Origin of the sequence: Rhizobium laguerreae (assembly GCF_002008165.1) — a bacterium.
Taxonomy (GTDB): Bacteria; Pseudomonadota; Alphaproteobacteria; order Rhizobiales; family Rhizobiaceae; genus Rhizobium; species Rhizobium laguerreae.
Genome location: NZ_MRDM01000014.1, coordinates 896,013 through 913,360, shown reverse-complemented (window position 1 = coordinate 913,360; position 17,348 = coordinate 896,013). Strand labels below are relative to the sequence as shown.

The following is a 17,348-nucleotide window of genomic DNA, read 5'->3' as shown; positions in this document are numbered from 1 at the left end:
GAAAATCACTAAGATTTCCTTTTACTCATAAACGTTTGCGTCCTTGTGTCAGTTCCGCAAAATTCACGGTTGCTGCAAAAACACAAGATAGGAGCCGCACTGATTGACGAATGGCGGCGTGAAACCTAACGCTAGCGCATCGTCCTTTCCGAAATCGGAACCGATTTCGGAAAGGACGATGGGAGGATTCAAAGAGTTAGAGCGTCCTTTGTGGCGTCCGGAAGGACGCACGGCGCTAAAGAGTCGATAATCCCTGAGGAGACCGTGATGATAGAATTTGCCGCCGCAAGCGGGCCGCGCCTGATGCTGGACGAAACATCGGTGCTGGATATCGGCGGATGCATCGTCGAAGGCGTTGACATTGCCCCGAAACGCGCCATTCCCGATGACGGCGACCCGCGAATCGATCACTCGCTCGAGGGTTTCCTGTTCACCTGTGGGCCAGACCATATCCGCCACCGCCAGCCGATCCCCGGCCGGGACGACGGCAACGTCTATCCGCTGCACGGATCGGCCTCCGGTCATGCGGCAAAGGTGCTGTGGACGAAGTTCGAGAACGGCAATGCCGAATGCCGGGCCGATATCGACATCACTACCGTCGAGGGACTGCCGCAGCGCCTCGAGCGGCTGTGGCGGATCGATGGTGCGACCGGCGAAGTGCGGCTCGAGGACCGGGTCGTCAATATGAGCGATCGGACGGTGCCGACCTTCCTCATGTATCACATGAACACCGGCGGCAAATGGCTGGACGACGGCACACGGCTCGAAGGCCGGATGCTGGAAAATGGCGGTTTCCCCTGGGCCTTCGGCGAAGAGCCTGGCGGCATCTTCTGCGTCGCGGCGCCGGCGACGGAGGCGGGTTTCGCGGAGGTCCGCCTCGGACCGATCGCCGCAATCGGCGGCAGGACGCTGCGCGTGCGCTTCCGCGCCGACACGCTACCCTATCTGCAGGTCTGGCGGAACCAGAAGGCGCCGGCCCATATCATCGGCATCGAGCCGGTTTCGCATCGCTGGATATCGCGTGACGAGCTTGAGGCAGCCGGTGAATTCAAAATGCTGGCGCCTGGCGAGAGCCGCCGCTATGCGCTGACCTTTGCCTTCCTGTGAGCGAAGTGTTGTTGACGCTGGCAGACCTCCGTCGTAGACCTTCAGCCCAAGATTTTTGAGGAGACAAGACGATGGATATTCGCCAGATCGACGATGAATATTCGGTTTCGGGCCAGATCACGCTTGAGGAGCTCGACGAGATCAAGGCGCTGGGCTTCAAATCGATCGTCTGCCACCGTCCCGACCACGAAAGTCCCGACCAGACGTCGTTCTCCGTCATCGAGGCGCGCGCGAGGGAGCTAGGTCTCGAAATTGCCCATGTGCCTGTTGGGCCGATGGGCGTGACCGAGGAAGCCGTGCAGGGCATGGTCGACGCGCTCAACGAATTTCCGCGGCCGATGCTTGGCTATTGCCGTTCCGGCGCACGCTCGACGGCGATCTACCAGAAGACACACCACATCCGCAATTGAGCCCCGTTCCAGGTGCAAATTTTCCGGCGCTAAACCTCAGCGCCGCCACCTTCCATTCACTCAGGAGACTATGATGAGCATCAAGCGTATCGACGTCGGCGCGCGCATGAGCGGCGCCGTCATCCACGGCAATACAGTCTATCTCGCAGGCCAAGTCGGCGAGGGCGAAAGCGTCACCGATCAGTGCAAGTCCTCGCTTGCCGAAGTCGACCGCCTGCTGGCTGCATCCGGCAGCAGCAAGTCGAAGATCCTGCAGACGATCATCTACCTCGCCGACATCGCCGATTTCGCCGAGATGAACGCCGTCTGGGAAGGCTGGATCGATCCGGCCAATCCGCCGGCCCGCGCCACCAGCGAAGCCAAGCTCGCAGCGCCCAAATACAAGGTCGAGTTCATCGTCACGGCCGCACTCGACTAAGTCGCACCATTCCGATTACCTGAAGCCGGTGAGCACTGCGCGTGCTCACCGGCTTTTTGTTTGCGCAATTTCGGAGAGCGTGCGCGTCGGCGTGATCGCTTCGGGATCGAGCTTGATTTCGATAATCGCGGGTTTACCACTGGCGCGCGCCCGCTCGAAGGCCGGGGCGAAATCCGCCGTCGTCTCCACCGTCTCGCCATGGCCGCCATAGGCGCGGGCAAGGGCTGCGAAGTCGGGATTGGTCAAATCGGTGCTGCTGACGCGGCCGGGATACTCGCGCTCCTGATGCATGCGGATCGTGCCGTAGATGCCGTTGTTGACGACGACTACGATGATCGGCAGGCCGTAGCGGATGGCGGTGGCGAATTCCTGGCCGTGCATCAGGAAGCAGCCGTCGCCGGCAAAGCAGATGACCTCGCGCTCGGGAAAGAGCCGCTTGGCGGCGACGGCGGCCGGCAGGCCGTAACCCATCGAGCCTGAGGTGGGGGCGGCTTGGGTGTTGAAGCGGCGGAAACGATGGAAGCGGTGCACCCAGGTGGCGTAGTTGCCCGCACCATTGGTGAAGATCGTCTGCGGTCCGGTATTGGCCTCCAGCCATTCCATGATCGGCCCCATATGGACGGCGCCCGGACCTGTCGATGGTGGCGTCGACCAGGCGAGATAGGCCTGGTGCAGGCGGGCGGTGCGCTCGGTCCAATGCGGTTCGGCCGGCGCTTCCAGATCGGCGAGGGCGGCCACGAATTCGGCAGGTGCTGCGCAGATGGCAAGATCCGGACGGTAGATGCGGCCGAGCTCCGAAGGGTCGGGATAGATATGCACCAGCGATTGCTGGGGGTAGGGGATGTCGATCAGCGTATAGGACGAGGACGGCATTTCCGACATGCGGCTGCCAAGCAGGATCAGCAGGTCGCTCTCCTTGATCTCCTTTGCCAGCACCGGATTGATGCCGATGCCGACATCGCCGGCATAGCAGGGATGGAGATGATCGAACAGCATCTGCCGGCGGAAGGAGCAGCCGATGGGCAGTTGGAAACGCTCGGCGAAGCTCTGAAAATCGGCGACGGCATCAGCATCCCAGCGTGTGCCGCCAAGGATTACCATCGGCCGCTCGGCTTTCAGCAGGCGGAGATAGAAATCGTCGATCTGGCGGCGGCCGGGATGGGCCTCGACATTGGCATAGTGCCTGGCGCGGGGGGCCTCGACCTCATCGCGCAGCATGTCCTCAGGCAGCGTCAGCACGACAGGGCCGGGACGGCCGGAGGTTGCGACCGCAAAGGCGCGGGTGACGAACTCGGGAATACGGGCGGCATCGTCGATCTCGCCCACCCATTTGGCGAATTCGGTGAAGGCGCGGCGGAACTCGACCTCCTGGAAGGCCTCGCGCTCACGCGCTTCCCGCTGTACCTGGCCGATGAACAGGATCATCGGGATCGAGTCCTGCTTGGCGATATGCAGGCCGGCGGAGGCGTTGGTGGCGCCGGGGCCACGGGTCACCATGCAAATGCCGGGTTCGCCGGTCAGCCTGCCCCAACAATCCGCCATCATCGCCGCTCCGCCCTCCTGGCGGCAGACGAGGACGTCGATATCGCTGTCGCGCAACGCGTCGAGCACCGCAAGGAAGCTCTCGCCGGGCACGCAGGAGAGACGCTTGACGCCGTTCGCCTTCAGCGCCTCGACGATCAGTTCCCCGCCAGTCTTCTTCATGACGATGCCTTCTTCATGACGATGCCTTCCTCTCGCGCTCGGCGAGTTCCGCCAGAATTTCTGCCTGGTGTTCACCGAGACGCGGGCTCGGCCTGATATAACGCAGCGGCGTCTCCGACAGCACCACAGGCGTCCTGACACCGGGGATCACGGTGCCGGCGGCATCCGCAAGGTCGATGCGCAGGCCGCGAGCCTGTACCTGCGGATGGGCGAACATTTCCTCGATTGTATTGATTGCGCCTGATGGAACCGCGTTTTCTTCACAGGCCTTCAGCAGATCCGCCTTCTGCCATTTCAACGTTTCGGTGGAGACGAGGCGCCGCACTTCGCCGCGATTGCCGACGCGGGCCTTGTTGGTGGCGAAACGCTCGTCGCCGGCGATCGCCTCCAGGCCGAGGAGGGTGCAGAGGCGACGGAACTGGCCGTCGTTTCCAACTGCGAGAATGAGGTACCCGTCCGCCGTCGGCACGACCTCATAGGGCGAGATATTGGGATGGGCATTGCCGAGGCGGGTCGGCGCCTCGCCGGAGACCAGGTAATTCATGTTCTGATTGGCGAGCACGGCCGATTGCACGTCAAGAAGAGCCATGTCGACCAACTGGCCTTCACCGGTCTTCAGGGCATGGATCAGAGCGGCTTCGATCGCCGAGACGGCATAGATGCCGGTGAATATATCGGCGATGGCGACGCCTGCCTTCATCGGCTGGCCGTCCGGCTCACCGGTGATCGACATGAAGCCGGACATGCCCTGGACGATATAATCGTAGCCGGCGAGGCTGGCATAAGGGCCGTTCTGGCCGAAGCCGGTGATCGAGCAATAGACGAGCTTCGGATTGATCTTGCGCAGGCTGTCATAATCGAGCCCGTATTTGACGAGGCCGCCGAGCTTGAAATTCTCTATGACCACGTCGGCGGTGGAGACGAGGCGGCGGACGAGATCCTGGCCTTCGGTACTCTTCAGGTCGGCGGTGACGGAGCGCTTGCCTCGATTGGCGGCGTGATAATAGGCAGCCGAGAGATTCTCGCCGTCGGCGCCCTCTACGAAGGGTGGCCCCCATTGGCGCGTATCGTCGCCGCCGTCGGGATTTTCGACCTTGATGACGTCGGCACCGAGATCGGCGAGCATCTGTCCCGCCCAAGGGCCGGCGAGCACACGGGCAAGCTCGACCACCCGGATGCCGGCAAGCGGCGGCTTTTTGGTCACGGTCTCTGTCATATTCCTCCCGGCAATATCTACGGCGCCAGCGTCACCTCAGATGTATCGGATACAGGCTTTGAAGCAAAGCGGCGCTCGCGCCAGAGGATGTAGAAGCCCGATGCCACGATAATGGCAATGCCGAGCCATTTCACGCCATCCGGAAAGTCGCCGAAGACCAGCCAGGCGAAGATCGTCGCCGAGACGATCTCGAAATATTGCAGCGGTGCCAGCGTCGATGCCGGCGCTGCGCGATAGGCATAGACGCCGATGATGCCCGATATCGCGGCCATGGCGCCGACGCCGGCGACAAAGAACCAGGCGCGGCCTTCCGGCATGACGGGGTCGAAGAGATCGGAGCCGGTTCCCTGGCCCAGGAAAAGCAGGACGGCACAGAAGAGCAGGCCCCACATGCCCATTTGGAACTGCATCGCCCAGGGGTCTTCTCTGTGCGAGAGGACGCGGGTCATCAGCACGAAGATCGCAATACAGAGTGCGCTGACGACAGGCAGGAGCGCGATGTAGCCGACCTCTTCGAAACTCGGCTGGATGATCAGCATCGCTCCGAAGAAGCCGACGCCGCAGGCAGTGTAACGCCGCCAGCCGATCGTCTCCTTCAGGAAGATACCGCTGAGGATCGTCAGCATGATCGGTTCGACGAAGAAGATCGCAATCGCGTCGGCGACCGCCATGTATTTCAGCGTGGTGACGAAGGAGATCATCGAGATCGTGATGATCGCGCCGCGGATGGCATGGAACATGTTTTGGTGCCAGGAAAAATCGGCAAAGCTGCGCCGCCATATCACAATCGGCAGCATGCAGAGCGCCTGTACGGCGAAGCGGCCGGCGGTGATCTCCGCGGATGGGACGGTGACGATGGCAAGCTTGGCGAAAATATCGATGAGCGGCGAGAACATCACCGAGATAAACATCAGCACAAGCCCCATCGTCACGTCGGAGGCGGACGAAACGGGGCGGGCGGAGGTGCTGTTCATGATGAAATCCCTGTACTCAGGATATTGGTCACTCAGGATATTGATCGCTCAGGATCTTGCGACGGCCCTGTCGCACCAGTCCGCAAAGGCTGCGATCGCCGCATCCGCGCCGATCTCATTCAGTGTTTCGTGCCGCACGTCCTGATATATCTCAGTGCTGATACGGGAGAAGCCTCGGCCTTTCAAATGGTTTGACAGCCAGAGCACGGCTTTTCCACGCTCCGTCGCCGGGTCTTCTCCGCCGCCGACGAGATGGATCGGCATGTTCCGGGGCAGCCGGTCGAGGTGGGTTTTCTGCGGCGCCCGGAAGGTCAGTTCGAAAAGATCGAGCCAGAGAGAGACCGAGGCGGCAAAGCCGCAGAGCGGATCGGCGACATATTTGTCGACTTCATCAGGTCTGCGCGTCAACCAGTCGAACTCGGTGCGGCGGCCGGAAATGGATTTGCCCCAGGTGCCGAAGGTGAGCTTCGGCAGCAAGCCGCTCGGCACGTCGGAGCCCTTCAACATGCGCTCGGCAAGCAGGATCGCCTGGGCGGCGCGGCCGGCAAGGCCGACGGCGAAATTCGAATTCCAGACGGCGACGGCGTCGAAGTCGGCCGGAGCCGTGACGGCAGCGTTGAGAGCGATGAGGCCGCCCATCGAATGGCCGAAAAGGATCACCGGCAGGCCGGGATGGCGGGAGGCCGCATGGCCGCGCATGGCGACGACGTCGCCGATTACCCTTTCGGCGCCACTGCGTCGGGCGAAGCGGCCGATCGGCGCATCGGGCGCCGTCGTCTCGCCGTGGCCTCGGTGATCATGAGCATAGACATGATAGCCGCGCGCCGCCATGGACTCGGCAAAGGAGTGGTATCGTTTCGAATGTTCGGCCAAGCCATGGGATATCAACAGGATGCCGCGCGGAGGGGTGATGGCCTCAGCATGGTGATAGGCCAGCGACGCCCCTGGCACGGCCAGCCTTTGCGTTTCAGAAAACATGTGGGTCCTCCCGGCGACAACAGACCAGATCGCCGGGTAATTGCAACATCGGCATTTGATTATCTGATAACAATTTGCGGCCTTGTTGCGATTCAGGGTTGCGGCCTTTTGATTTTGATGCTTATTTGTTCCTGTATTGTTCTTTTTTTGGGGGTTGAAATGAGCAGCATGCAGTTGCGTACCTTGACGTTTGCCGTGTCGATGATTGTTGCCGGCGCCGCCGTGGCGCAGGAGGCTGGCGGGCGCACCCGCTTCATTCTTGCGGCAAGCTGGCAGCCGGCCTTTTGTCAGACGAACCAGAAGAAGGCCGAGTGTGCGAGCCAGACCGGCGAGCGCCCCGACGCGACGAACTTTTCGTTGCACGGACTTTGGCCGATGCGGCAGGATTATTGCGGCGTGAGCGCCGAGCAGAAGGCCGCCGACAAGGATGGCGACTGGAACAAGCTGCCGGAGGTCACGCTTGCGGCCGAGACGAAGACGGCGCTGGCAAAGGCGATGCCCGGCACGCAATCCGGCCTGGAACGGCATGAATGGGTGAAGCATGGCACCTGCACGAAGATGAGCGCCGACGACTATTTCGGCGTCGGCATGCATCTCGTGGGCGCACTCAACGCGTCGGCCGTGCGCGATCTCTTCGCTGCCAATATCGGCAAGCCGGTCAAGGCCGATGCGATCAAGGCGGCTTTCGACAAGAGCTTCGGGCTGGGTGCCGGCGACCGCGTCAAGATGAGCTGCCGGCGGGCCGGCAATGTCAGGATGATCAGCGAACTGACTATCGGGCTTTCGGAAGCCGCGGGGGCGGCATCGGCGAAAAGTGCCGGCCTCGCCGATCTGATCCAGGGCGCTGGAAAAACATCGTTCGGCTGTGACGAGGGCGTCGTCGACGCTGCGGGCTTTTGACCGGAAATCCTGAGTAAACCGGGTTTCGGCGTTGCCCGCAGGCGCTGTTTCGCCTACATAGCGGCACAATCGAAGTTTCCCGCCCGGAGCAGCGCAGCATGGCACGTCAGTTCATCTATCATATGTCCGGCCTCAACAAGGCCTATGGCAACAAGAAGATCCTGGAGAATATCCACCTTTCGTTCTACCCGGATGCCAAGATCGGTATCCTTGGTCCGAACGGCGCGGGTAAATCCACCGTGCTGCGCATCATCGCAGGCCAGGACAAGGAGTATACCGGCGAAGCCTGGCTCGCCGAAGGTGCGACGGTCGGCTATCTGGAGCAGGAGCCGCATCTCGATCCCAACAAGACGGTGTTCGAGAATGTCATGGAAGGCGTTGCCTCGAAGACGGCCGTCCTCGATCGCTACAATGAATTGATGATGAACTATTCCGACGAGACGGCGGAAGAGGGCGCCAAGCTTCAGGATGTCATCGACAGCCAGAATCTTTGGGATCTGGAAAGCCAGGTCGAGATGGCTATGGAAGCCCTGCGCTGCCCGCCGCGCGACGCCGAAGTCACCAGCCTTTCCGGCGGTGAGCGCCGCCGTGTCGCGCTCTGCCGCCTGCTGCTTTCGCAGCCGGATCTGCTGCTGCTCGACGAACCGACCAACCACCTGGACGCCGAAACCATTGCCTGGCTCGAAAAACATCTGCGCGACTATCCGGGCGCCGTGATGATGATTACCCACGATCGCTACTTCCTGGACAACGTCACCGGATGGATCCTCGAACTCGACCGCGGCCGTGGCATCCCCTACGAAGGCAACTACTCGGCCTACCTGCAGGCGAAAGCCAAGCGGATGCTGCAGGAAAGCCGCGAAGACGCATCGCGCCAGAAGGCGATCAGCCGCGAACAGGAATGGATCGCGTCCAGTCCGAAGGCTCGTCAGGCCAAGTCCAAGGCGCGTATCAAGTCCTACGAGCAACTGGTGGATGCCGCCGAAAAGCAGCGTCCCGGCGACGCCCAGATCATCATTCCGGTCAGCGAGCGCCTCGGCCAGGTGGTCATCGAGATGGACGGCATCACCAAGGGTTTCGAGGGCCGCACGCTGATCAACGACCTGTCGATCAAGCTGCCGCCAGGCGGCATCGTCGGCATCATCGGCCCGAACGGCGCCGGCAAGACGACGCTATTCAGGATGATCACCGGCCAGGAAACGCCGGATGGCGGTTCGATCCGCATCGGCGAGACCGTGCATCTCGGTTATGTCGACCAGAGCCGTGACACCCTTGCGGCCGACAAGACGGTCTGGGAGGAAATCTCCGGCGGTGCGGAAATCATCAAGCTCGGCAAGTTCGACATGAACTCCCGTGCCTATTGCGGCGCCTTCAACTTCAAGGGCGGCGACCAGCAGCAGAAGGTCGGCAATCTCTCCGGTGGTCAGCGCAACCGTGTTCACCTTGCCAAGATGCTGAAGGCCGGCGGCAACGTTCTGCTGCTCGACGAACCGACCAACGACCTCGATACGGAAACGCTGGGTGCCCTGGAAAACGCGCTGGAAAACTTCGCCGGCTGCGCCATCATCATCAGCCACGATCGCATGTTCCTCGACCGGTTGGCGACGCATATCCTCGCTTTCGAAGGTGACGGCCACGTCGAATGGTTTGAAGGCAACTTCGAGGACTATGAACAGGACAAGGTTCGCCGTCTCGGCCCCGACGCCCTCAACCCGGGCAGCCAGGCTCACAAGCGCCTGACACGCTGATTTCACTCATTTTTGCTTGCGGAAGCCCCGGTTCGGCCGGGGCTTTTTCATGTCGCGCCTTGTCGCAATCTGAGCAGCCAATTTCGCGGAGAGTGCGAATTCTCGCTTGCCACCGCTTTTCAATTCACATAAAGATATCTTTATATCTTGATTGGATCGAAGATGAGCGAACCCTTGAAGCTTGGACTGGATGCGCTGGTGGACGTCTTGAAGGCGGCCGGCGAGCCCACGCGCCTGCGTCTTCTGGCGCTTCTTGACGGCGGCGACCTGACGGTGACCGATCTTACCGAAATCCTCGGCCAATCCCAACCGCGCATCTCCCGCCACCTGAAGCTGCTTGGCGAGGCCGAACTGATCGAACGCTACCAGGAAGGGGCCTGGGCCTATTTCCGCCTCAAGCAGGACGGCAAGGCGGCCCTGCTGGTGCGGGCGCTGCTGAAGCATGTCTCCGAGAACGATCCGACCATCCTTCGCGACGGCGAGCGGCTTTCGCAGGTCAAGCGCCAGCGCGCCGAGCGGGCGCAGGCCTATTTCAGCCGCAATGCGGCTGAATGGGACGAGCTTCGCCGCCTGCATGCCGCCGACGAGGAAGTCGACGCCGCCGTCATCCGGCTGCTCGGCAACCAGCCGATCGATTCGCTGCTCGACCTCGGTACCGGCACCGGCCGCATCCTCGAACTCTTGTCCGGGCTCTACCGCCGGGCGACCGGCGTCGATGCCAGCCGCGACATGCTGAGCGTGGCCCGCGCCAATCTCGACAAGTCCCGCATCACCAAGGCCACCGTGCGCCACGCCGATATCCTGAACCTGCCTTTCGAGGGGCAGGATTTCGATCTGGTGACGATCCATCAGGTGCTGCATTTCTTCGATCAGCCAGAGATTGCGATCGCGGAAGCGGCGCGCATGCTCCGGCCGGGCGGCCGGCTCGTGGTCATCGACCTTGCGCCGCACACGCTCGAATATCTCCGCGACGAGCATGCACATGTCCGCCTCGGCTTTTCGCACCAGGCGATGTCCGATTGGTTGCGCAAGGCCGGGCTCGACGTCGAGCAGGTCGTCGATCTTCATCCGGGTCAGCAAAGCGGGCAGGGATTGACGGTCACCGTCTGGCTCGCGCGCGATCCGAGGCGCCTCATGGCTTCGCAGACAAGCGAAGGCGCCGAACCTACATTTGCCGGGAGGGTATGACATGGCTTTGAAAAACGAAGCACGCGGCCGCAACGACATTAGAGTCTCTTTCGAATTCTTCCCGCCTAAATCGGAGGAAATGGAAGGCCAGCTTTGGCACGCCGTTAGCCAGTTGCAGGACTGGGATCCGGATTTCGTCTCGGTGACCTATGGCGCCGGCGGCACCACCAGGGCGCCGACACTCTCCACCGTCACGCGCTTCCTTTCGCAGACGCCGCTTGCCACCGCTTCGCATCTCACCTGCGTCGGCGCGACGAAGGAAGAGACGCATCAGGTGGTCGACACCTTCCGCAAGGCCGGCGTGACGCATTTCGTTGCGCTGCGCGGCGATGCGCCCGGCGGCGCTGGCGCGCCCTACCAGCCGCATCCCGGCGGTTATGCCAATGCGGCGGAGCTGGTGGCCGGCATGAAGGAAATCGGCGATTTCGAGATTTCGGTTTCCGCCTATCCGGAAAAACACCCGGAAAGCCGCGATACTGCGGCCGATATCGATATGCTGAAGCGCAAAGCCGACAATGGCGCCGACCGGGCACTGACGCAGTTCTTCTTCGACAACGATAATTTCGAGCGCTACCTGGAGCGGGTGCGCGGCGCCGGCATCTCGATCCCCGTCGTGCCCGGTATCATGCCGATCCAGAACCTGACGCAACTGAAGCGTTTCGCCGGGGCCTGCGGCACTGTTATCCCCGCCTTCCTCGATGAGCGCTTCGCAGGCTTCGACGACAAGCCCGAGGAGCGGGCGAAGGTCGCCGCCGAAGTCGCCGCCGAACAGATCGAAGATCTCGTCCGGCGCGGTATCCACGACTTCCATCTCTATACAATGAACCGTGCGCCGCTGGTTTCCGCCGTGCTCGACAATCTCGGCTTCTCTCGCCGGGCGGCAAAAAGTGCGGGCGCGGCCGCCTGATCCTTTCAGCCAATCAACGCGTCTACAGCGCCCTTTGCGGCTCTCGAAAAGACGCGCGGCGCTGCAAAAGTGAAAAGCGCATGTCGGGCGGGACATGCGCTTTTTCGTCGGCGGATTGATCAGCTATTCAGGAGTTTAGGCACTATCAGTCATTAAACTTTCGTCGGCCAGCTCAGATGAAGAGCATGGACAAGACGAAAGCAAACGCTGCACTGACCAACAGAACATTCAAGGATTGCGTGAGTCCCATGTCTGTCTCCTCGCGTTAACCGGCCAATAATATGTCTGAAATATGTCGGTTGGGAAGCAGATCTTATGCTGCGCTGCAGAAGGGTTCAGTGGATAAGTCGAACAGCGTTTCGGCAAGCGTTTGAAATTATTTGTTAATTTTCAACAAATTTTTGTTCACAGATTTTAACATGCCGTTAAATCGGGCGATTGCGCATTTACCTATGCGCCCAAAACATGGCGGGATCGCAACCGGTTGAAAACATGTGGAATTCGCAACCAGTTTCAGGCGGCCTTGGCCAGCAGGCGATAGGCGCGGCCATCGAGAATGACGAGGCCGAAACCGATCAGCGCCATGCCGGCAAACTCGCTCAGTGCCAGCCTTTCTCCGAGGAAGAGCACGCCGAGAAGGATGGCGCTCGGCGGCACCAGCAGGGTGACGAGCGAGGCATTGGTGGCGCCGGCCGTCGCCATGATCCGGAAATAGAGGATGTAGCCGAAGGCGGTCGACAGCAGCGCCAATGCCAGGATGGCGAGGAGGGCATCGAGCGGCGGTGCGGCAAGCGCCCAAGGACGATCGGCCAGCAGCGACAGCGGCAGTGCAATCAGCGAAGAGGCGGTCAACTGGCCGGCTGCGGTAACAGGGGCGGGAACATTCTTGAAGCGTTTTCCGTAAGTGGCGGCGAAACCATAGGAGATGGCAGCAAGCACGGGAAGAAGCAGCGCCCAGAGCGGGGCTTCGCGACCGGCCGAAATACCTGGGCCGATCAGCACGATCGTTCCGGCCAGGCCGACGAGGCAGCCGGCGATCTTTGCCGGCGACAGCTTTTCATCTGAGGTGAAGTAGTTGGCGATCAGCACGGTCCAGATCGGTGTCGTCGCATTCAGGATCGCCGCAAGACCGGCGCCGATGCGGGTCTGGCCGAAGAAGATCAGCGCATGCGGCAGGGCATTGTTGATGAGGCCGAGGATCAGGAACTCACGCCAGCGGGCCTTGAAGATCGCATAGAAATCGAAACGGCCGGCGATATAGATATGCAGTGCCAGCGCCGCGAGCAGCAGCCTGAAGAAGACCAGGGTCAGCGGCGGCACGTGCTGGACGGCAATGCGGGCAAAGAAGAAGGAGCCGCCCCAGATCAGGCCGAGCAGGACCAGCAGAGCCCAGGTCCAGGCATTCATTCTGCTGTCCATGCCGATTCCTCCACCGCAAGCCGTTTTGCCGAAAACGGTTTTCGGTTTCATGCTTTAGCGCAGGCGGCGGATCGCGCCACCCGTTTCTTGCGAAGCGGATGGTGGTGCAATGTTAGCAGGGATCAAAGGGCGTTAAGAAGGGCAGGCGTTGCCCAACCGTCGGCCGGCATGCCGAGGCGCTTCTGTTCCTTCTGGATCGCGACTCGCGTGCCGGAGCCGAGGATGCCGTCGATCTCGCCGACATCATGGCCGAGCGACTGCAGCTTGGTCTGCAGCGCCTTCATCTGGTCGCTGGCAAGCCCCTGTTCCGGCACACCCTTGAGGTACGGCTCGGCGCCCGAAAGGCGCGTTCCGAAATAGGCGGCCGAGGTCGTGTAGATGAACGACTTGTTCCATTCGAGATAAATCTTGAAATTGGGATAGGCGATGAAGGCCGGTCCCATGCGGCCCTGCGGTAGCACGAGGTCTCCTTCTAGGTTGCCGAAGGCGGTATTGCCGTCGCGCGGCTTGACGCCGAGTGCAAACCATTCGGCGGCCTTCATCGTGCCGCCAAGACCGGATTTCTCAAAAGGCAGGTTATCAGGCAGGGTCACCTCCTGCAGCCAGGGTTGGCCGCGCTCGAAGCCGAGATGCTGGATGAATTTCGCCGCCGTCAGGATGGCGTCCGGGCTGCTCTGTTTCAGGCGGACATGACCGTCGCCGTCGCCGTCCATGCCATAGGCGATGATGTCGCGCGGCAGCATCTGTACCTGGCCGATTTCTCCGGCCCAGGCGCCGGTATTGGTGGCGGGGTCGAGGTCGCCGTGCTCGACCATCTCGATGAGGGCGATCAGCTGCGGACGGAAGAGTTCCGGGCGGCGGCAATCATGCGACAGCGTCACCAGGGCGTTGCGGGTGTTGAAATCACCCTGGACGGCGCCGAAATCAGTCTCCATCGCCCAGAAGGCGGTGATGACGCCCGGGGGCACGCCGAATTCCTGCTCGGCGCGGGCAAAGACGTCGGCATATTGCTTCATCTTCTGGCGGCCGATATCGAGGCGGGCCTGGCTGACGGTGCGTTGGGAGAATTCGAGGAAGGTCTGCTTGAAGACGCCTTGGGCGCGATCCCGGCTCAGGACCTTGGGGTCGATATCGGCGCCGGCGAAGGCCTCGTCGGCGGCTGCCGCACTGGCGCCGGCTGCGACAGCATCTTTCTTGACGCCTTCGAGGAAGGCGGACAGATCGCCGCCACAGGGCGCTGCCGGGGCTGCGCCCGGCGCCTGCTGGGCGGCCGCGCCGCCTGCGAGGGCGAAGCCAAACAGAAGGGCGAGTGCAGAGCGGCTTGCGAGCGAGCGGTGCATGGATGCGGTCCTTATATCAAACAGATTTCCGTCGCTTTCACAGACGAATGTGACGGAAGCAAGAAACATCGCAAGACGTTACTAAGAATTTCTATCCTTGGAAACGGCGGCGACCCAATTGTTCCAGTTCTTTGTGCTGCCGCCAAAGACATTGATGTCGGTCGGCCCACTAATGCCGGGAATAACACCGGTCGAGGTATATTGCCAGAAGGCCCAGCGGCGGTCGGAATAGGTCACCTCGGGGTGTTTTGCCACCGAACGGACCCAGAAATGATAATCCTGGAAGTAGCCGGCGAGATTTTCGCGGTGGAAATCGACCGAGGTGTAGATGATCGGGCGCTTGCCGTAATAGGCCTCCAGCCGGTCCATGAAACGCTGCATTTCGGCGCGCACCGTTTCAGCGTCGGGACGGTAGCGGCAGGTCTTCGATTCGCCGTTCCATTCGACGTCGAGCACCGGCGGCAGCCGCATGGCCGCCTTCGGCACGTTGCGGATGAACCAGTCGGCCTGCTGATCGGCGGATGAGCAGAAATAGTAGAAATGATAGGGAGCGTGCGGGATGCCGGCGGCGCCAGCCTCTCGCCAGTATTCGTCGAAGCGCGGATCGACCCTGTCCTTGCCTTCGGTGGCTTTGATAAAGGCGAAGGAGACGCCGGAATTCTTCACCGTGCCCCAGTCGATATCGCCCTGCCATTTGGAAATATCGATGCCGTGCACCGGATGCTGCTGCGGATGCTTTGCTCCGAAATCCTGGGGATCGGTGTCCTTGAAGCGCGTCTTCGGCTTGATCGACGCCGTTTCGAGATAGTCATAACCCGAGGAACTGCAGCCGGCCAAAAGGACGGCCAAGGGCAAAACGCATAACAATAGCCGGCGCATGGGCGTCCCGTCGTAGCTCGAATGATCTCTTTGCCCCACAACCTGACCTTCGAAAAAGACGAGTCAGCCGAGGATAACCCTCTATTCGCCATATCAACGTAAAAAATCGGTTAGTTTCAAGCGAATTATGAGCGCTTGCTGATAATAGCTGCCCGCCAGGCATAACCGCCGCCGACGGTATCGAACAACAATGTCGCGTTGTTTTCATGGGCTTGCGCTTCCAGGACCTCGCGCAAATCGGGGCGCGGGGTGACGTGGAATTTTGCAAGCCAGGACTGCAGCATGCGCCGGAACCAGCCCGGCAAGCCTTCCTGCTGGCCGAAATCGACGATGTGCAGCTGGCCGCCGGGATTGAGGGCGGCAATCGATGCATCAACGGCGCGCTGCCAGTCCGGGATCATCGACAGGGCATAGGAAATCAGGATGCGATCGAAGCCGCTGACGCCGAATTCGCGCGGTGTGAACGCCGTGGCGTCGGCGACGCGGAACTCCGGGATCGTCGCCTTGGTGGCAAAGGTCTTGCGCGCCGAAATCAGCATTTCCTGGGAAATGTCGAGGCCGAACAGCTTGGCGGTCGGGAAATGTCTGTGGGCGAAAGCCATGTTGCGCCCCGTGCCGCAGCCGACTTCAAGCAGCGTGCCGCCTTCGGGCACGTCGAGATTGCGGATCGTGCTGTCGCGGCCGAGAAGATAATATTTGCGGGTCAGGTCGTAGATATGGCGCTGATAGCGGTACATGCCATCCATGAGGCTGGCATGTTCATCGCTCTGTCCTGCCGTCTCGGTGCCGACCTTACTCACGCCTTCTTCCCGTAAATGTGGAAGCCGCCGTAGATTGCCGAGCGATCGAGCGCAGTCAGTTCACGCGACTTCTCTTCGAAATAATCCCATTGGTCGCGGATCGCCGGAGCCAGGCGGCCTTCGATGATGCTTTTTTCGGCGGCGGTGCGGAAGATCACGCGGGCGCCTTCGCGCGCCGTGCGGGTGATTTCGGTCCAGACGTCGTTCAACTGCTCGTCCGTCATCCAGTCCTGCGCGTCGAGCAAGATGTAGCGGTCGCGTGAGGCGGCCGGCTCGCGGGCCAGAAGCTCGGTGAAGCTTGCGTGGTGAACGTTGACGCGATCGACATTGGCGCGGATTACCTGATAGTGGTCCGACTTCAGATAGGTCGGCAGCGGGCCTTCCTCTTCGGTGCCGTAGCGGCGGCCGAAGGCCTGCCAGGCAAAATAGTTGTCGCTCATCGGGAAATGACAAGCGAGCTTTTCCAAGCGGTGCTTCAGCACTGGCGCGATCGAATGATCGGCGGCAAGGCTTGCAAGTTCGTCATATTGCTGCGGCGGAATGCCGAGGCCGAAGAGCGAGCTCTTGCGGCCGGTGATCCAGCGCACGACCGGCTTTTCGAAGAGCGGCGCGATCTGCTCGTCGAAGAACTGGCGTTGCTCGCGGATCGAGCGGGTCTTGGTCATCTCGTGCAGCTTGACGCCATGCAGGCGGGCAAGAAGGTGGGCGGCGCCGATGAAGCGACCGAGCAGGCCCGTTTCGTAAATGTTGCGGTCGAAGACTGTGACGCGGCGACGGCCGAACTTACGGCCGTTCCAGTAGCTGCGGGTCGCCTCATCGAGACGGGCGGCGAGATGCTGGTCGTAGGCGCGGCTGTTCGACTTCTCGTTCGGCATTGCCAGGAAGCGGACGAGATCGGCATGGCCGGGAAGGTGCTTGAAGGCGGCAAGCTTCAGGCGGTTCAGCGCGATGTGGTGCGGGTTGAGATCGACGACGTCGATCGAGGCCGGCGCTTTGGAGAGATAGGCGAGCATGTTGCAGCCGCCGGAGCCAATGGTAACGATGCGATGGTTTGGCTTCAGCTCCATCGCCTGCATGTCGAGATCCGGATCCTCCCAGATCTGCGGATAGACGAGGCCGGAGAAGAGAAGGCCGAAGAGACGCTCGGAAAAGCCATCCTTCGAAAAAGCCTTATGGCGGAGAAGGGCGTCCTTGAGTTTCCGGTTCTTGCGGAAGCCGGCATCCGGTGCAAATTCTGACATGAGTCTGTCACCTTTTTAGCGTTCAGGGCGTGTAGCGCGCCACTGCTACAGTTTGATGACGTGGGCTGTGGGCGCGCGCCGTTCGAAAACATCAAGCTCCTCGGAAAGTGATCGAGGCG

The 17,348-nt window shown here is 61.4% G+C and carries 16 protein-coding genes; 7 read left to right on the top strand and 9 right to left on the bottom strand.

Translation table 11 applies throughout. The features are described 5' to 3' along the window. Positions 1 to 267 precede the first annotated feature (267 nt). The 3 genes from BS630_RS20305 (at position 268) to BS630_RS20295 (ending at position 1,935) form a co-directional block, all read left to right on the top strand. Positions 268 to 1,107 carry an aldose 1-epimerase family protein gene (locus tag BS630_RS20305; protein WP_077978816.1) on the top strand — a complete coding sequence of 280 codons (840 nt, stop codon included), beginning with the start codon at positions 268 to 270 and terminating at the stop codon, positions 1,105 to 1,107. 71 nt (positions 1,108 to 1,178) lie between these two features. Further along, a complete protein-coding gene (locus BS630_RS20300) occupies positions 1,179 to 1,517 on the top strand; it encodes a protein tyrosine phosphatase family protein (protein WP_077978815.1) in 339 nt (112 codons plus the stop codon). A gap of 73 nt (positions 1,518 to 1,590) precedes the next feature. Continuing rightward, positions 1,591 to 1,935, top strand: coding sequence for a RidA family protein (locus tag BS630_RS20295; RefSeq protein WP_025395342.1), 345 nt, complete (start codon positions 1,591 to 1,593; stop codon positions 1,933 to 1,935). Positions 1,936 to 1,980: 45 nt separating this feature from the next. Here BS630_RS20295 and BS630_RS20290 read toward each other — a convergent pair whose 3' ends face one another. From BS630_RS20290 to BS630_RS20275, 4 genes are read right to left on the bottom strand one after another with little or no spacing between them, the layout of a single operon-like run. Further along, positions 1,981 to 3,639 carry a thiamine pyrophosphate-binding protein gene (locus BS630_RS20290; protein WP_077978814.1) on the bottom strand — a complete coding sequence of 553 codons (1,659 nt, stop codon included), beginning with the start codon at positions 3,637 to 3,639 and terminating at the stop codon, positions 1,981 to 1,983. 13 nt (positions 3,640 to 3,652) lie between these two features. After that, positions 3,653 to 4,855 carry a succinate--glutarate CoA-transferase gene (caiB, locus tag BS630_RS20285; RefSeq protein WP_025395340.1) on the bottom strand — a complete coding sequence of 401 codons (1,203 nt, stop codon included), beginning with the start codon at positions 4,853 to 4,855 and terminating at the stop codon, positions 3,653 to 3,655. A gap of 17 nt (positions 4,856 to 4,872) precedes the next feature. After that, positions 4,873 to 5,829, bottom strand: a complete 957-nt coding sequence (locus BS630_RS20280; RefSeq protein ID WP_077978813.1) for a DMT family transporter — start codon at positions 5,827 to 5,829, stop codon at positions 4,873 to 4,875. Between the two features lie 48 nt (positions 5,830 to 5,877). After that, on the bottom strand, positions 5,878 to 6,807 hold the full coding sequence (locus BS630_RS20275; protein ID WP_077978812.1) for an alpha/beta fold hydrolase: 930 nt from the start codon (positions 6,805 to 6,807) through the stop codon (positions 5,878 to 5,880). A 159-nt stretch (positions 6,808 to 6,966) separates the two neighbouring features. Here BS630_RS20275 and BS630_RS20270 point away from each other — a divergent pair, with 159 nt between their 5' ends. From BS630_RS20270 to metF, 4 genes are all read left to right on the top strand, one after another. After that, a complete protein-coding gene (locus tag BS630_RS20270; protein WP_077978811.1) occupies positions 6,967 to 7,707 on the top strand; it encodes a ribonuclease T2 family protein in 741 nt (246 codons plus the stop codon). A gap of 98 nt (positions 7,708 to 7,805) precedes the next feature. Next, positions 7,806 to 9,455, top strand: a complete 1,650-nt coding sequence (gene ettA, locus BS630_RS20265) for an energy-dependent translational throttle protein EttA (protein ID WP_011652822.1) — start codon at positions 7,806 to 7,808, stop codon at positions 9,453 to 9,455. 162 nt (positions 9,456 to 9,617) lie between these two features. Beyond that, a complete protein-coding gene (locus tag BS630_RS20260; RefSeq protein ID WP_017961326.1) occupies positions 9,618 to 10,643 on the top strand; it encodes an ArsR/SmtB family transcription factor in 1,026 nt (341 codons plus the stop codon). A gap of 1 nt (position 10,644) precedes the next feature. Beyond that, positions 10,645 to 11,550, top strand: a complete 906-nt coding sequence (gene metF / locus BS630_RS20255) for a methylenetetrahydrofolate reductase [NAD(P)H] (RefSeq protein WP_077978810.1) — start codon at positions 10,645 to 10,647, stop codon at positions 11,548 to 11,550. A gap of 513 nt (positions 11,551 to 12,063) precedes the next feature. Here metF and BS630_RS20250 read toward each other — a convergent pair. The 5 genes from BS630_RS20250 to BS630_RS20230 all read right to left on the bottom strand — a co-directional run bounded on the left by BS630_RS20250 (position 12,064) and on the right by BS630_RS20230 (position 17,229). Continuing rightward, positions 12,064 to 12,969 carry a DMT family transporter gene (locus BS630_RS20250; protein ID WP_077979246.1) on the bottom strand — a complete coding sequence of 302 codons (906 nt, stop codon included), beginning with the start codon at positions 12,967 to 12,969 and terminating at the stop codon, positions 12,064 to 12,066. Between the two features lie 122 nt (positions 12,970 to 13,091). Continuing rightward, positions 13,092 to 14,309 carry a lytic murein transglycosylase gene (locus tag BS630_RS20245; RefSeq protein WP_077979245.1) on the bottom strand — a complete coding sequence of 406 codons (1,218 nt, stop codon included), beginning with the start codon at positions 14,307 to 14,309 and terminating at the stop codon, positions 13,092 to 13,094. 81 nt (positions 14,310 to 14,390) lie between these two features. Continuing rightward, the gene (locus tag BS630_RS20240) at positions 14,391 to 15,188 is read right to left on the bottom strand and encodes a glycoside hydrolase family 25 protein (RefSeq protein ID WP_077978809.1); all 798 of its coding nucleotides are present in this window, start codon (positions 15,186 to 15,188) and stop codon (positions 14,391 to 14,393) included. Positions 15,189 to 15,313: 125 nt separating this feature from the next. Continuing rightward, the gene (locus BS630_RS20235) at positions 15,314 to 15,988 is read right to left on the bottom strand and encodes a class I SAM-dependent methyltransferase (RefSeq protein WP_077978808.1); all 675 of its coding nucleotides are present in this window, start codon (positions 15,986 to 15,988) and stop codon (positions 15,314 to 15,316) included. Continuing rightward, a complete protein-coding gene (locus BS630_RS20230) occupies positions 15,985 to 17,229 on the bottom strand; it encodes a BtaA family protein (protein ID WP_077978807.1) in 1,245 nt (414 codons plus the stop codon). Before BS630_RS20230 ends, BS630_RS20235 begins: the two co-directional genes overlap by 4 nt. Positions 17,230 to 17,348: the final 119 nt, after the last annotated feature.

Excerpts from the sequence above, each read along its gene's own strand:
- BS630_RS20305 (WP_077978816.1), top strand. The coding sequence starts at position 268 with ATGATAGAATTTGCCGCCGCAAGCGGGCCGCGCCTGATGCTGGACGAA.
- BS630_RS20300 (WP_077978815.1), top strand. The coding sequence starts at position 1,179 with ATGGATATTCGCCAGATCGACGATGAATATTCGGTTTCGGGCCAGATC.
- BS630_RS20295 (WP_025395342.1), top strand. The coding sequence starts at position 1,591 with ATGAGCATCAAGCGTATCGACGTCGGCGCGCGCATGAGCGGCGCCGTC.
- BS630_RS20290 (WP_077978814.1), bottom strand. The coding sequence starts at position 3,639 with ATGAAGAAGACTGGCGGGGAACTGATCGTCGAGGCGCTGAAGGCGAAC.
- caiB (WP_025395340.1), bottom strand. The coding sequence starts at position 4,855 with ATGACAGAGACCGTGACCAAAAAGCCGCCGCTTGCCGGCATCCGGGTG.
- BS630_RS20280 (WP_077978813.1), bottom strand. The coding sequence starts at position 5,829 with ATGAACAGCACCTCCGCCCGCCCCGTTTCGTCCGCCTCCGACGTGACG.
- BS630_RS20275 (WP_077978812.1), bottom strand. The coding sequence starts at position 6,807 with ATGTTTTCTGAAACGCAAAGGCTGGCCGTGCCAGGGGCGTCGCTGGCC.
- BS630_RS20270 (WP_077978811.1), top strand. The coding sequence starts at position 6,967 with ATGAGCAGCATGCAGTTGCGTACCTTGACGTTTGCCGTGTCGATGATT.
- ettA (WP_011652822.1), top strand. The coding sequence starts at position 7,806 with ATGGCACGTCAGTTCATCTATCATATGTCCGGCCTCAACAAGGCCTAT.
- BS630_RS20260 (WP_017961326.1), top strand. The coding sequence starts at position 9,618 with ATGAGCGAACCCTTGAAGCTTGGACTGGATGCGCTGGTGGACGTCTTG.
- metF (WP_077978810.1), top strand. The coding sequence starts at position 10,645 with ATGGCTTTGAAAAACGAAGCACGCGGCCGCAACGACATTAGAGTCTCT.
- BS630_RS20250 (WP_077979246.1), bottom strand. The coding sequence starts at position 12,969 with ATGGACAGCAGAATGAATGCCTGGACCTGGGCTCTGCTGGTCCTGCTC.
- BS630_RS20245 (WP_077979245.1), bottom strand. The coding sequence starts at position 14,309 with ATGCACCGCTCGCTCGCAAGCCGCTCTGCACTCGCCCTTCTGTTTGGC.
- BS630_RS20240 (WP_077978809.1), bottom strand. The coding sequence starts at position 15,188 with ATGCGCCGGCTATTGTTATGCGTTTTGCCCTTGGCCGTCCTTTTGGCC.
- BS630_RS20230 (WP_077978807.1), bottom strand. The coding sequence starts at position 17,229 with ATGTCAGAATTTGCACCGGATGCCGGCTTCCGCAAGAACCGGAAACTC.